At 70.4% G+C, this 12,723-nt stretch carries 13 protein-coding genes; 6 read left to right on the top strand and 7 right to left on the bottom strand.

Annotated elements, in window-relative coordinates:
- Positions 1-76 precede the first annotated feature (76 nt).
- Positions 77-703, bottom strand: a complete 627-nt coding sequence (locus ACVCL9_RS01200) for an arylesterase (protein ID WP_395117046.1) — start codon at positions 701-703, stop codon at positions 77-79.
- Here ACVCL9_RS01200 and ACVCL9_RS01195 point away from each other — a divergent pair.
- From ACVCL9_RS01195 to ACVCL9_RS01185, 3 genes are read left to right on the top strand one after another with little or no spacing between them, the layout of a single operon-like run.
- Entirely contained in the window at positions 702-1,403 is a 702-nt protein-coding gene (locus ACVCL9_RS01195) for an ABC transporter ATP-binding protein (RefSeq protein WP_447099413.1), read from the top strand. The genes ACVCL9_RS01200 and ACVCL9_RS01195 overlap by 2 nt on opposite strands.
- Positions 1,400-3,886, top strand: coding sequence for an ABC transporter permease (locus tag ACVCL9_RS01190; protein WP_447099414.1), 2,487 nt, complete (start codon positions 1,400-1,402; stop codon positions 3,884-3,886). The genes ACVCL9_RS01195 and ACVCL9_RS01190 overlap by 4 nt, the downstream gene beginning before the upstream one ends.
- Before the next feature lie 6 nt (positions 3,887-3,892).
- Positions 3,893-5,032: an SLC13 family permease gene (locus ACVCL9_RS01185; protein WP_447099415.1), complete on the top strand. Its 1,140-nt coding sequence runs from the start codon at positions 3,893-3,895 to the stop codon at positions 5,030-5,032.
- 132 nt (positions 5,033-5,164) lie between these two features.
- Here ACVCL9_RS01185 and ACVCL9_RS01180 read toward each other — a convergent pair whose 3' ends face one another.
- Positions 5,165-5,944 carry a DUF4097 family beta strand repeat-containing protein gene (locus ACVCL9_RS01180; RefSeq protein WP_395117038.1) on the bottom strand — a complete coding sequence of 260 codons (780 nt, stop codon included), beginning with the start codon at positions 5,942-5,944 and terminating at the stop codon, positions 5,165-5,167.
- 138 nt (positions 5,945-6,082) lie between these two features.
- Between ACVCL9_RS01180 and ACVCL9_RS01175 the strand changes: the two genes are divergently transcribed.
- Positions 6,083-6,577 (top strand): hypothetical protein, encoded by a 495-nt coding sequence (locus tag ACVCL9_RS01175; RefSeq protein ID WP_395117037.1) that lies wholly within the window; start codon positions 6,083-6,085, stop codon positions 6,575-6,577.
- Between the two features lie 49 nt (positions 6,578-6,626).
- Here the strand turns inward: ACVCL9_RS01175 and mazG are convergent, their stop codons facing one another.
- The 5 genes from mazG to ACVCL9_RS01150 form a co-directional block, all read right to left on the bottom strand.
- Positions 6,627-7,430 (bottom strand): nucleoside triphosphate pyrophosphohydrolase, encoded by an 804-nt coding sequence (gene mazG, locus ACVCL9_RS01170; protein ID WP_447099416.1) that lies wholly within the window; start codon positions 7,428-7,430, stop codon positions 6,627-6,629.
- 94 nt (positions 7,431-7,524) lie between these two features.
- A complete protein-coding gene (cysQ, locus tag ACVCL9_RS01165; protein WP_447099417.1) occupies positions 7,525-8,331 on the bottom strand; it encodes a 3'(2'),5'-bisphosphate nucleotidase CysQ in 807 nt (268 codons plus the stop codon).
- A gap of 2 nt (positions 8,332-8,333) precedes the next feature.
- Complete coding sequence (gene nudE, locus ACVCL9_RS01160; protein WP_395117031.1) at positions 8,334-8,891, bottom strand: ADP compounds hydrolase NudE; 558 nt, start codon at positions 8,889-8,891, stop codon at positions 8,334-8,336.
- Between the two features lie 23 nt (positions 8,892-8,914).
- Positions 8,915-9,691 (bottom strand): inositol monophosphatase family protein, encoded by a 777-nt coding sequence (locus tag ACVCL9_RS01155; protein WP_447099418.1) that lies wholly within the window; start codon positions 9,689-9,691, stop codon positions 8,915-8,917.
- Positions 9,688-10,485 (bottom strand): type II secretion system protein N, encoded by a 798-nt coding sequence (locus ACVCL9_RS01150; RefSeq protein ID WP_395117027.1) that lies wholly within the window; start codon positions 10,483-10,485, stop codon positions 9,688-9,690. The genes ACVCL9_RS01155 and ACVCL9_RS01150 overlap by 4 nt, the downstream gene beginning before the upstream one ends.
- Before the next feature lie 65 nt (positions 10,486-10,550).
- On the opposite strand from ACVCL9_RS01150, the gene ACVCL9_RS01145 reads away from it, so the two are divergent.
- Together ACVCL9_RS01145 and ACVCL9_RS01140 are read left to right on the top strand one after the other, a co-directional pair.
- A complete protein-coding gene (locus tag ACVCL9_RS01145; protein ID WP_447099419.1) occupies positions 10,551-11,921 on the top strand; it encodes an adenosylmethionine--8-amino-7-oxononanoate transaminase in 1,371 nt (456 codons plus the stop codon).
- A gap of 51 nt (positions 11,922-11,972) precedes the next feature.
- Positions 11,973-12,722, top strand: coding sequence for a 16S rRNA (uracil(1498)-N(3))-methyltransferase (locus tag ACVCL9_RS01140; protein ID WP_447099420.1), 750 nt, complete (start codon positions 11,973-11,975; stop codon positions 12,720-12,722).
- Position 12,723: the final 1 nt, after the last annotated feature.

The raw sequence follows: 12,723 nt of genomic DNA, 5'->3' as shown, positions 1-12,723 counted from the left end.
CTGTGGTCCGGTTTCACATTTGTGAAGGTATACCCGGAGCCACGGTGACGACGGCGTGAACTGGCCGCGGCGCCGTTCAGTGGACGTTGGGCGCTTGCAGCAGCGGTTGCAGCACCTTCCACACGTTTTCCAGCACGCGCGGCTCGGCGGCGGCCACCGGGTGCAGGCCGTCGGCCTGCATGAGGCCGGGGTCCAGCGCGACGCCGTCGAGCAGGAACGGCAGCAGCGCGACCTTCCGCTGGCGCGCCAGGTCGGCGTAGATCGCACGCAAGCCGTCGCGGTACTGCGGGCCGTAGTTCACCGGCAGCTCGATGCCCAGCAGCAGCACGCGTGTCTTGTGCTTTTGCGCCAGCTCGATCATCGCCGTCAGGTTGTCGCGCAAGGCCGGCAGCGGCAACCCGCGCAGGCCGTCATTGGCGCCCAGTTCGATCACCAGCACCGCCGGCTGGTAGGTCTGCAGCAAGGCGGGCAAGCGGTGTCGGCCGCTCAGCGAGGTTTCGCCGCTGATGCTGGCATTGACCGCACGCCACTTCGGCACCATCTTGCCCAGACGGACATCCAGCAGATGCACCCAGCCGGCTTCGACCGGAATGTTGTGCGCGGCGGACAGCGAGTCGCCCAGCACCAGGACGGTCTTCGGCGCCGCCGCGTGGGCGACGCCGAAACCGCAGAGCAGAACCAGCAACCACAGGCAGCGCCGCATGAATGATTCTTCCCGTCCCGTCCTCGAAGCCCGTGATGTTAGCAAGTCGGTCAACGGCCCCGAGGGGCGGCTCGACATCCTCGACGGCGTGGACCTGCGCGTGATGCCCGGCGAGAGCTTCGCCATCGTGGGCGCTTCCGGCTCGGGCAAGACCACCCTGCTCGGCCTGCTGGCCGGGCTGGACACGCCCGACCGCGGCAGCATCTCCCTCGACGGCCACGCGCTGGAGCAGCTGGACGAGGAAGCCCGCGCCGAACTGCGGCGGCGACTGGTCGGCTTCGTGTTCCAGTCGTTCCACCTGCTGCCGGCGCTCACTGCCGAGGAGAACGTGATGCTGCCGCTGGAACTGGAGGGCAGCAGCGCGGCGCGCAGCCGTGCGCGGGAGGCGCTCGAGGCGGTGGGCCTGAGCGCGCGGCGGCGGCACTACCCCGCGCAGCTTTCCGGCGGCGAGCAGCAACGCGTGGCGATCGCCCGCGCCTTCGTGCACGGCCCGCGCGTGCTGTTCGCCGACGAGCCCACCGGCAACCTCGACCAGCGCACCGGCCACCACATCTGCGACCTGCTGTTCGCGCTCAACCGCGACCACCGCACCACCCTGGTGCTGGTCACCCACGACGCCGGCCTGGCCGCGCGCTGCGATCGCCGCATCGAGCTGGAGGAAGGGCGCGTGGCGTCGACCGACGCGGGCGTGCCGGCATGAGCCTGCTGCGCTTGTCGCTGCGCAGCCTGCGTCGCGAATGGCACCTGCCTGAACTGCGCACGCTGGCCGCCTCGCTGGTGCTGGCGGTGGTGGCGCTGGGCGTGGTCGCCACGCTGGCGAGCCGGATCGAGCGTGGCATGCTGGCCAGCGCCGCGGAGTTGATCGGCGGGGACATCGGCGTATCCGCGCCGCAGGCCCTGCCTGCCGCCTTCGCCGACAAGGCACGCCAGGACGGCCTGCAGCTGACGCGCACCGCCGGCTTTCCCAGCGTGGCGTTCGCCCACGAACGCACCCAACTGCTCGACGTGCAGGCAGTGGATGCGCACTATCCGCTGCGCGGCACGCTGGAGCTGCGCGATCGCAACGGCCATGCGCTGCCGCCGAGCCGCGCGCCGGTCGCCGGCGAGGTCTATCTGGATCATCGCGCGCTGGTCGCGCTGGGCCTCGCGGTGGGCGACCGCCTGCAACTGGGCGGGCGCACGCTCACCATCGGCGCCGAACTGCTGCGCCAGCCCGACGGCGGCGAATTGCTCGCGCTGGCGCCGCGCGCGCTGATGAGCCTGGCCGATGCCGAGCAGGCCGGCCTGCTCGGGCGCGGCAGCCGCGCGCGTCACCGGCTGCTGCTGGCCGGCGCGCCGGATGCGGTGCGCGCCTGGCGCGACTGGGCGGCGGCGACCGAGCTGCCCGCGGGCGCACAGCTGATCACGCCGGAGCAGACCCAGGAACGCATGCGCAATGCCTTCGACCGCGCCGGCTCGTTCCTGTGGCTGACCGCGCTGCTGTCCGCCCTGCTAGCCGGCATTGCCATCGCCCTTTCCGCCCAGCGCTATGCCCGGCGCAAGACCGCCGAAGTGGCCTTGCTGCGCGCGCTGGGCACCTCGCGCCCGCGCGTGCTGGGCCTGCTGCTGGGCACCCTGGGCGCGCTGGCCCTGCCGGCGGCCGCGCTGGGCATCGCGCTGGCGCTGGGCCTGGCGCAGCTGGCGTGGCTGCTGGCCAGCCAGCTGTTCGGCAACGTGCCCACGGTGCTGCCGCTGGCGCCGGCGTTCGCCGCGGCCGCGATGGGCATCGCGGTGCTGGTCGGCTTCGCGCTGCCGCCGCTGGCGCGGCTGGCCGAGGTACCTCCGGTGGCGGTGTTCCGGCAGAGCCTGTCGCGCCGCGTGCGGCGCTTCGATGCGCTGTACCTGATCCCCGTCCTGGTGGCGCTGGGCCTGATCTGGGGCCAGAGCGGCTCGCTGCAGCTGGCCGGTATCCTCGCCGGCAGCCTGCTCGGCGTGAGCGTGCTCGCGGCGCTGCTGGCCGGCGCGCTGCTGTGGCTGGCCCGGCGCATTGCGCCGGGCGCGCATCCGGCGTTGCGGCTGGGCCTGGCCGCACTGGCGCGACGACCGGCGCTGAGCGTGATCCAGGCGACCGCGCTCAGCCTGGGTCTGTGCGCGTTGTTGCTGCTTGCGGTGGTGGCACCGGCGTTGCTGCAGGGCTGGCGCCAGGAATTGCCGGCGGATACGCCCAACTGGTTCGCCCTGAACCTGCAAAGCAACCAGCGCGCCGGCTTTTCGCAATCGCTGGCGCGGATCGGCGCCGACCAGCTCAACATGCTGCCGCTGGCGGTAGGCAAGCTCACCGCGATCAACGGCCACGCCATCGACCGACTGCAGTTCGCGGACCCGCGCGCCAAGGAGTGGACCGATCGCCAGCTGCGGCTGTCGTGGTCCGCCGCGCTGCCGCCGGCGAACGAGGTGGTGGCCGGCCACTGGCATGGGGCTGCGCCGGATCGGCCCGAGGTGTCGATCGACACCATGTGGCGCGACATGTTCGGCCTGAAGCTCGGCGACACGATGCGCTTCGACGTCGGCGAAGGGAGCCTGGAGGCGCGGGTGGGCAGCATCCGCAAGGTCGACTGGAGCTCGTTCCGGGTCAACTTCTTCCTGCTGCTCGACCCGGCCCACGCCAGCGAGCTGCCGCACACCTGGCTGGCCAGCTTCCACCTGTCGTCCGGACACGCGGCGGAACTGGCGCAACTGTCGCGCGAATACGGCAACCTCAGCCTGGTCGACGTCGACTCGCTGCTCGATCGGGTGCGCGAGATCATCGACCGCGTGGGCAGCGCGGTGCGCTGGATCCTCGGCTTCAGCCTGCTGGCCGGCATCCTGGTGCTGGCCGCGGCGCTGGCCGCCAGCGCGGCCGAGCGGCGCCACGAGGCCGCGCTGCTGCGCACGCTGGGCGCGCGCCGTGCACAGCTGCGCGTGGCCGCCGCCTGCGAATTCGCCATGCTGGGCCTGGTCGCCGGCCTGACCGCCGCGCTGGGTGCCGCCGGCGGCGGCTGGTGGCTGGGTCGGGCGGTATTCCACATCGAGGGCTTCGTGCCGCCGGCGTGGCCGCTGGTCGCCAGCGCGGCCGCCGCCGCGCTGGTGGTGATGCTGCTGGGACTGGCCGGCACGCGCCGGGTCAGCCGCACGCCACCGATGCGCCTGCTGCGCGAGGGCTGAGCGCGCGTGGAACCTGCCGCGTCGTCACCCGCCACCGGCTGGCGCAAACGCCTGCAGCACGAATGGCTGCTGCTGGTGTTCGCCGCGCTGGTGCTGTTGCTGGCGCTGCTCGATCCGCGTCCGGTCGACGATTATCGGCACTGGCTGCAACTGCCCACGCTGGCCGGCCTGACCGGCCTGCTGATCGCGATCCAGGGCATCCGCGACAGCGGCCTGGTGCAGCACGCAGCGGCCGCTTCGCTGGCGCGGGCGCACTCGCTGCGCGGCCTGGGGCTGTTGCTGGTGGCCGCCAGCGCGCTGCTCTCGATGGTGCTGACCAACGACGTGAGCCTGTTCCTGATCGTGCCGCTGACCGTGTCCATCGGCGCGATCTCCAACCTGCCGGTGCTGCGCATGGTGGTGCTGGAGGCGCTAGCGGTGAACGCCGGCTCCACGCTCAGCCCGATCGGCAACCCGCAGAACCTGCTGTTGTGGCAGCACTCGCGGCTGTCGTTCCTCGATTTCGCGCTGGCGATGCTGCCGGCCGCGGCCGTCATGCTGGCACTGGTGGCGGCGTTCACCTGGTACTGGCTGCCGCGCGATCGGGTGGCATTGGGCCCCCGGCACATCGACGGCGCGGTGCACTCGGGCCGCCTCGGCGCGTGGTCGATGATTGCGCTGATCGGCATGGTGGTGGCGATGGAATACGATCTGGCGCCGCTGGGCGCCGTGGCGCTGCTGGTGCTGTTCGGGGCGCTGGCCCGCGCCTCGCTGGTGCGGATCGACTGGCTGTTGCTGCTCACCTTCGCCGCGATCTTCCTCGGCCTCGGCCACTTCGCCGAGCTGCCGCTGATGCAGCGCGTGCTCGACGGGCTCCATCTCGATCAACCGATGGTGCTGTTCGCCAGCGGCATTGTCGCCGCGCAGCTGATCAGCAACGTGCCGGCGACCGTGCTGCTGCTCGAGCGAGCGCCGGATGCCATCGCGCTGGCGGTGGCGGTCAATGTGGGCGGCTTCGGCGTGGCGATCGGTTCGCTGGCCAACCTGATCGCCCTGCGCCTGGCAGGGCAGCCGCACGGCCTGCGGCAACTGCACCGGGTGTCGATTCCGTTCCTGCTGGTGTGCGCGCCGCTGGTGTATCTGGTCTGGCGCGGAATTCAGCCGTAGACGCACCGAAGTGCCCGATGTTGTTCGCTCCAGCTTCGTAGGGCGGGCACTGCCCGCCATGCCTTTCGGTGATGCACGCGATCAAGAGCGGCGGGCAGTGCCCGCCCTACGGGATGCCGGCTTGTGGCGGAATCAATCGTCGTCGTGCGGCACGCTGACCTTGCCCTTGATGCCGGAGTGGTCGACATCGCCGCTGCCCTTGGCGCCGAGCGTGAGATCGCCGCCGACATCGTGCACGGTGAGGTCGCCGGAGCCCAGCGTGTCGGCGTGCACGCTGCCGCCGACGTTGCGCAGCGTGACGTCGCCCGAGCCAATGCTGCCGATGCTGGCGTCGCCCTTGACGCCATCGATCTTGAAATCACCCGAGCCCACCGAACCCAGCTGCAGGCTGCCGACATCGCTGGCGTCGACATCGCCCGAGCCCACGCTGGTGGCGAACTTGCCGGCGATCTGGCGCACGTGCAGGTCGCCGGAACCGACCGTGCTGCGCAGCTCCTGCACGCCGCGCACGTCGGCGTCGCCGGAGCCCACGCGCACGGTGACCGGCACGTTCGCCGGCAGGTTCACGGTGACGTCCAGGCTCATGCTGACGTTGCCGCCGAACAGGTTGAAATTGAAACCCTGGTGGTCGCCGCCGATGTCGATCAACAGCTGGTCGCCGTCGCGTCGCTGGGTGACCGTGAGCTTGTCCAGCGCGGCTTTCTTCGACGCACAGGCGCGTCCGACCAGGGTCAGGCCCCTGGTGTCGGCGCCGCCGATCAGGTGCAGGTCGTGGCTGTTGACGTCGATCTGCACGCTGCGGACGCCAGCCAGGTCCAGTTGCAGGTTGCGCGGGGCCTCGAACTCGCACGATCCGGCGGCAAACGCGGCGAACGGGGCACACAGCATGGCGGCGATGAAAAGACGGCGCATGGGACTCTCCTCGGTAGTCGGTCAGGCTTGGATGCAGCGGATCGCAAAAGGGTTGCAAGGATGACAGCAGTCTGCACACCGCAGTCAACTCCTGCGCGGCCGGCGCGTTGATCATCCCACTACCCACGGAGACAGCCCATGCAACGCAAGACCCTCCTCGCTTCCGCCCTCGTCGCCCTGCTGGCCGGGTCGGCCACGTTCGCGATGGCCCAGAACGCGCCGGCGTCGCCCGCCAATCCGCACATGGTCGTCACCAAGCAGGCACGCATCCTTCCCGGCGACCGCGACCACGGCATGGCGGGCCATCACATGCACCACCAGCGCAGCGGCGTGATCGGCGACCTGCGCGCGCTGGAACGGCTGTACCAGCAGGCCGGCCGCAGCAAGGACATGGCGGCGGTCTACAACGACGTGCTGGCCAAGTCGCAGGACCCGCGCGTGCGCGACTACGTCTACCAGCGACTGGCCCGCCTGCAGGCACAGCCGACCAATGTCGACCAGGCGATCGCCACGCTGCGCAAGGGGCTGGACGAAAACCTGGCCAACGAGGCGAAGATGCGCGCCGAGCGCGAGAAGATGCGTGCGGCATGGCAGCCGCGCGCCGCCAGCGACGCGACAGCTCCAGCGAAGTAGTCGCGACAGCAAAAACGGGACGACGCGGCGGCCACGGCCGCCGCGTCTGTCAGTGGCCGGCCTCGTCCTGCTTGGCGCGCCGCCACAACTGTTCCTGCTCCTCCAGCGTGCGCCCGGCAAACGCCGCGCCATCGGCCGCAGCCAGTTGCTCCATGCGGCGGAAGCGCCGTTCGAACTTCGCGTTGGCATGCCGCAGCGCCTGCGAGAAATCGACGCCGGCATGGCGTGCGAGGTTCACCATCACGAACAGCACGTCGCCGATCTCGTCCTCGAGGCGCGCCGGGTCGGCCCCGTGGGTGAACTCGACGCGCACCTCCTCCACTTCCTCGGCCAGCTTCTCCAGCACCGGCTGCGGGCCGGGCCACTCGAAACCGGTGGCGGCAGCGCGCTGCTGCAGCTTGTGGGCGCGTTTCCACTCCGGCAGCCCGGTGGAGACGCCGGCCAGCGCGCTGTCATCGGCGGTCCGGCCCTTCGCCACGCGCTCGGCGGACTTGATCTGCTCCCACGCCTGCATCTGCTCGGTCAGGTCGGCGTAACGCGTGTCGCCGAACACGTGCGGATGGCGGCGCACCATCTTCGCGCTGATGGCGTGGGCGACGTCGGCGAATTCGAACAGGCCCTGCTCGGCGGCCATCTGCGCGTGGAACACCACCTGCAGCAGCAGGTCGCCGAGTTCGTCGCACAGGTCGGTCCAGTCGCGCCGGTCGATCGCATCGGCGACCTCGTACGCCTCTTCGATCGTGTAGGCGGCGATCGAGGAAAAATCCTGCCGCACGTCCCACGGGCAGCCATGCTGCGGATCGCGCAGGCGCGCCATGATGGCGAGGAGGTCGTCGAGACTGTGTCGGGTCATAAAGTGGAGAGGAGTGAGAAGTGAGAGAAAGCAGAAGCGTGCGCGGGTGGAGCGGGCGGAGGACGAACCCCTCTCATCTCTCACTCCTCTTCACTCACTCCTCGCTCCTGGTCAGTCGCACGGTCCAGTCGATCGAGAGGTCGCCGACCGCGACGAACTCCGGATTCAGCAGGGACTCGCCGCGGTTGTAGCGGAACGGCCGGCCGGCGAGATCGAGCACCGCGCCCCCGGCTTCGTCCAGCACGCATTGCGCCGCGGCCGTGTCCCATTCGCTGGTGAGGCCAAGGCGCAGGTAGATGTCCGCCTCGCCGCGCGCGATCAGGCAGAACTTCAGCGAGGAGCCGAGCGGCACATGGTCGTAGTCGTTGCCGATCAATTGTTCGAGCAGCCCACCCTGCGCGCCGCCATGCGAACGGCTGCCGACCACCCGCGGCGGAGAGCCCAGCGGCCGCGTGCGGATGCGCCGCCACGGGCCACCCTCGCGCTCCTGCAGCCACGCACCCTGGCCCTGAGCGGCGGCGTACAGCTCGCCGGTGACCGGGGCCAGCACCACGCCCAGCACGCTGCGGTGGTCGTCGATGAGCGCGATGTTGACGGTGAACTCGCCATTGCGCTTGACGAACTCGCGGGTGCCGTCGAGCGGGTCGACCAGCCAGTAGCGCGTCCAGTGCCGGCGCTCGGACCAGGGCAGGGCCTTGGCCTCTTCCGACAGCACCGGCAGTTGCTCCTGCAGCGTGGCCAGGCCGGCCACGATCACCCGCTGCGCGGCGAGATCGGCGGCGGTCAACGGCGAGTCGTCGCCCTTGGTCTGCACGGCGAAGTCGCCGTGGTACACCTGCAGGATCGCCGCCGCCGCCGCGCGGGCAATCGCGCCCACCTGCCGTGCCAATTCGGGGGGCAAGCTCAGGTCCTCTGGAAGCGCCCGGCGAGGTATTCGCGGGCCATGAACAACGCAGCGATCGAGCGCCCCTCGGTGACGTCGTCGCGACCGAGCAGGGTGTGCAGCTCGGACATCTTCCACGGCACCACTTCGAGTTCCTCCGGTTCGTCGCCGGCGAGTTTCTCCGGATACAGATCCTGCGCCAGCACCACGTGCGCCATGTGCGTCATGTACGACGGCGACAGCGACAGGTTGTGCAGGATCTTCAGCTTGCGTGCACCGTAGCCGATTTCTTCCTTCATCTCGCGCTCGGCGCCCTGCTCGGCGGTTTCGTCCTGGTCGAGCCGGCCCTTGGGCAGGCCCAGCTCGTAGCGACCGACGCCGCCGCCGTACTCGCGCACCAGCAGCACGGTCTCGTCATCGAGCATCGGCACGATGATCACGGCGCCCAGGCCGCTGCCCTTGAGTCGTTCGTAGGTGCGCCGCACGCCGTTGGAGAATTCCAGGTCCAGCTGCTCGACCTGCAGGAATCGGCTGTCGGTGACGTCGCGGATGGCGTGGATGATCGGCAGTTTGCGCATCCGGCGATTCTAACCTTTGCGCCTCAGCGCCGCAGGCGTTGCAAGGCCTGCGCGTGGAGCGCCGGCGTGCCGGCCAGCACACTGGTGGTATCCAGCGTCGGCGGGGCGCCGTCGAGATCGGTGAACACACCGCCGGCCTCGCGCACGATTACCGCGAGCGCGGCGATGTCCAGGATGTTCACGTCCGACTCGATCACCAGGTCCAGGCTGCCGCGCGCCAGCAGGTGGTAGTGGCAGAAATCGCCGTAGCCGCGGATGCGGTTGCTGTCACGGATCAGCCCGCCCAGCGCCGCCCAGCGGGCATCGCCGGCGAGCGTCCTGATGTTGCCGGTCGAGATCGCCGCCTGCGCCATGTCGGTGGTGTCCGCCACGCGCACGCGTTCGCCCTCGAACCAGGCGCCGCCGCCGGCGCTGGCCCACATCGTCTCGCCGTAGATCGGCGCACTGGATACGCCCAGCACCAGTTCGTGGCGGTCCATCAACGCGATCTGGGTGGAAAAGAACGGCGTGCGGCGCACGAAGCTCTTGGTGCCATCGAGCGGATCGACCAGCCACAGCAAAGCGTCTCGTTCGCCCTCCAGGCCAAACTCCTCGCCGTAGATCGCCGCCTGCGGCAGCGCGGCCTGCAGCACGCGGCGAATCGCCTGCTCGGCCTCGCGATCGGCCACCGTCACCGGCGTGGCATCGGCCTTCAGCTCCACCTCGACGCCGCGACGCCAGTAGTGCGTGATGATTTCGGCGGCGGCGGCGGCAGCCTCGCGTGCCGCGGCCAGCGCGACGGCGGTAGTCTCGGGGTTCATGGCAGCGTGGCGTCCTGGCGGTTCGATGGAGGGTTGGCGGCCAGGCCACCGGCCTGCCGGATGTGCACGCTGCCGTCCGGCGCGACCGGCCCGAGCCGGGCCAGCCAGCGCTGCAACGCCGGATCGCCATGGCGGGCGCGCAGCGTGCTGTCCAGACGCCAGCCCAGCGGGCTCAGCTGCAATTCGCCGCGCACCTGCAGCGGCCCGTCGCCCTGATCGTGCCATTGCGCGTGGATCACGCCGCCCTGCGCCTGCGCGCTTCCCTGCAATTCACCCAGCGCCAGCTCGCCTTCGGTCGTGTGCACGGCGGCCCGCTGCCACCGGCCCTGCGCCTGCAACTGCAGCGGCCAGCCGCCTTGCAGCAGTACATGATCGACCGTCAGTTGCAGCTCGCCCAGCGGCGCGCCCCAGTCGACCGGAAGCGGAACATCCGTCGCGGCGAGATCGGCATGCAGCCGCCAGCCTTCGCCCTCGACGCGACCCTGCGCCGTGCGCCGCACGGTTCCGGAGAAATCCGCCTGCGGTCCGTCGAAGGCCAGCTGCATCTGCAGCCGGCCGAGCAGCGCGCGGCGCGACAACTGCCAGCGCACCTGTCCCAACCGTCGCCCATCGGCATCCAAGACGTTACCGGCAGCACCGTTCCAAACCGTGCCTTGCACCTGCTGCAGCCGCAGCCCGTGCAACTGCGGCTCGACCCACGGCATCACCCAGCGCGCCGGCAGAAACCACGCCAGCACCAGCACGACTGCCGCGAGCACCGCCAGGGCGACGAGAATTTTTCGAAGTCGAATCAAGCGTCCAGTTCCGAATGTCCCGCGCACCGCTTGAGCATCCCGGGCGCAGCGTCGATCATAGCCGGATGACCATTCCCGCAAACAACAACGCCGCGCTTGCCGAGCGCGATCTCAGGCACGTCTGGCATCCATGCACGCAGATGCACGACCACGGCGAAGGCGCGGTGCCGATGCTGCCGATCGTGCGCGGCGAAGGCGCCTGGCTGGTCGATGCCGAGGGCCGGCGCTATCTCGACGGCGTCAGCTCGTGGTGGGTCAACCTGTTCGGCCACGCCAATGCGCGCATTGCCGCCGCACTGGCCGACCAGGCCCGCACGCTGGAACAGGTGATCTTTGCCGGTTTCACCCACGAACCGGCGATCCGGCTGGCCGAGGAACTGGTGCGCATCACGCCGCCCGGACTGGAGCGCGTGTTCTACGCCGACAACGGCTCGTCCGCGATCGAAGTGGCGCTGAAGATGAGCTTCCACTACTGGCTCAACCGCGGTCATGGCGAGAAGACCCGCTTCATCGCGCTCAGCGGCAGCTATCACGGCGAAACCCTGGGTGCGCTGTCGGTCAGCGACGTGGCGCTGTATCGCAAGACCTACGCACCGCTGCTGCTGACCCCGCTGCTGGCGCCCTCGCCGGACACCTATGAAGGCGAACCGGGCGAGACACCGGCACAGATAGCGGCGCGCCGGCTCGCCGAGCTGCGCACGCTGCTGGAACGCCACGCCCGCGAAACCTGCGCGGTGATCGTCGAGCCGCTGGTGCAGTGCGCCGGCGGCATGCGCATGTATCACCCGGATTACCTGACCGGACTGCGCGCCTTGTGCGACGAGTTCGCGGTGCACTTCATCGCCGACGAGATCGCGGTGGGCTTCGGCCGCACCGGCACGCTGTTCGCCTGCGAGCAGGGCCACGTGTCGCCGGACTTCATGTGCCTGTCCAAGGGACTCACCGCCGGCTTCATGCCGCTGTCGGCGGTGCTCACCACCGACGAGGTCTATGCCGCGTTCTACGCCGAGTACCGTGCCGGCAAGGCCTTCCTGCATTCGCACAGCTACACCGGCAATCCGCTGGGCTGCCGGGTGGCGCTGGAGACGCTGGCGATCTTCCGCGACGAGCCGGTACTGGAACGCAACCGGCAGCTGGCCACGCACCTGGCGCGCCGGCTGGCGCCGCTGCGCGAGCATCCGCAGGTCGCCGACGTGCGCCAGACCGGCATGATCGCGGCCGTCGAGCTGGTCGCCGACAAGGCCAGCCGACGCCCGTACCCCGCGGACGAGCGGCGCGGCCTGCGCGTCTACCTGCACGGCCTGCAGCACGGCGTGCTGCTGCGCCCGCTGGGCAATGTCGTCTATTTCATGCCGCCGTACGTGGTCACCGAGCAGGAGATCGACCTGCTGGTGGATACCGCCATCCAGGGCATCAAGCACGCCGTGGCCGGTTGACCGACACCGTCCACGCGCTCCGTTATGCTTGGATTTTTGCGGCCCTGACGCATGCGCACCATCCGATTCCACGCCGACCTGCCGCTTGCCGTGGGCGCCGACCTGGTGCTGCCGCCCGACGCGGCCGAGCACGCCACGCGGGTGCTGCGGCTGCCCGCAGGCGCGCCGGTGGTGCTGTTCAACGGCGACGGCTGCGACTACGCGGCCACCATCGGCAGCATCGACAAGCGCGCGGTGCGGGTACAGGTGACGGCGTGCAGCCCCGTGTACAACGAGTCGCCACTGCCGCTGCTGCTCGCCCAGGGCATCGCGCGCGGCGACAAGATGGACCTGATCGTGCAGAAGGCCACCGAGCTGGGCGCGACCGGCATCGTGCCGCTGCTGACCGAACGATCGGAAGTGCGCCTGGACGCGGAACGGGCCGCCAAGCGGCTGGCGCATTGGCAGTCGGTGGCGGTCAGCGCCTGCGAGCAGAGCGGCCGCGCACGCATTCCGCGCATCGCGCCGATCCAGCCGCTGGCGGCATGGCTGGGCGGGTTGGCTGACGATGGCGCGCTGCGACTGGCCTTGCTGCCGGGCGCCGAGAAGACGATCGGCGCGCTGCGCTTCGGTGCCGCCGGCGGCGTGCTGGTGATCGGGCCGGAAGGTGGCCTGGGTGAAGCCGACACCCGCGCACTGGCGCAGCACGGCTTCCTCGGCCTGCGCCTGGGCCCACGCATCCTGCGCACCGAGACGGCAGGCCTGGCGGCGCTCAGCGCCTTGCAGGCCTGCCACGGCGATCTGGCGATCGACGGCGCGTGAG

Source organism: Rhodanobacter sp. UC4438_H5 (assembly GCF_052978405.1).
Note: the sequence above shows the minus strand (reverse complement) of the source record. Positions and strands in the feature narration are given on the sequence as shown.

Excerpts from the sequence above, each read along its gene's own strand:
- ACVCL9_RS01195 (WP_447099413.1), top strand. The coding sequence starts at position 702 with ATGAATGATTCTTCCCGTCCCGTCCTCGAAGCCCGTGATGTTAGCAAG.
- ACVCL9_RS01200 (WP_395117046.1), bottom strand. The coding sequence starts at position 703 with ATGCGGCGCTGCCTGTGGTTGCTGGTTCTGCTCTGCGGTTTCGGCGTC.
- ACVCL9_RS01190 (WP_447099414.1), top strand. The coding sequence starts at position 1,400 with ATGAGCCTGCTGCGCTTGTCGCTGCGCAGCCTGCGTCGCGAATGGCAC.
- ACVCL9_RS01180 (WP_395117038.1), bottom strand. The coding sequence starts at position 5,944 with ATGCGCCGTCTTTTCATCGCCGCCATGCTGTGTGCCCCGTTCGCCGCG.
- ACVCL9_RS01175 (WP_395117037.1), top strand. The coding sequence starts at position 6,083 with ATGCAACGCAAGACCCTCCTCGCTTCCGCCCTCGTCGCCCTGCTGGCC.
- mazG (WP_447099416.1), bottom strand. The coding sequence starts at position 7,430 with ATGACCCGACACAGTCTCGACGACCTCCTCGCCATCATGGCGCGCCTG.
- nudE (WP_395117031.1), bottom strand. The coding sequence starts at position 8,891 with ATGCGCAAACTGCCGATCATCCACGCCATCCGCGACGTCACCGACAGC.
- ACVCL9_RS01155 (WP_447099418.1), bottom strand. The coding sequence starts at position 9,691 with ATGAACCCCGAGACTACCGCCGTCGCGCTGGCCGCGGCACGCGAGGCT.
- ACVCL9_RS01145 (WP_447099419.1), top strand. The coding sequence starts at position 10,551 with ATGACCATTCCCGCAAACAACAACGCCGCGCTTGCCGAGCGCGATCTC.
- ACVCL9_RS01140 (WP_447099420.1), top strand. The coding sequence starts at position 11,973 with ATGCGCACCATCCGATTCCACGCCGACCTGCCGCTTGCCGTGGGCGCC.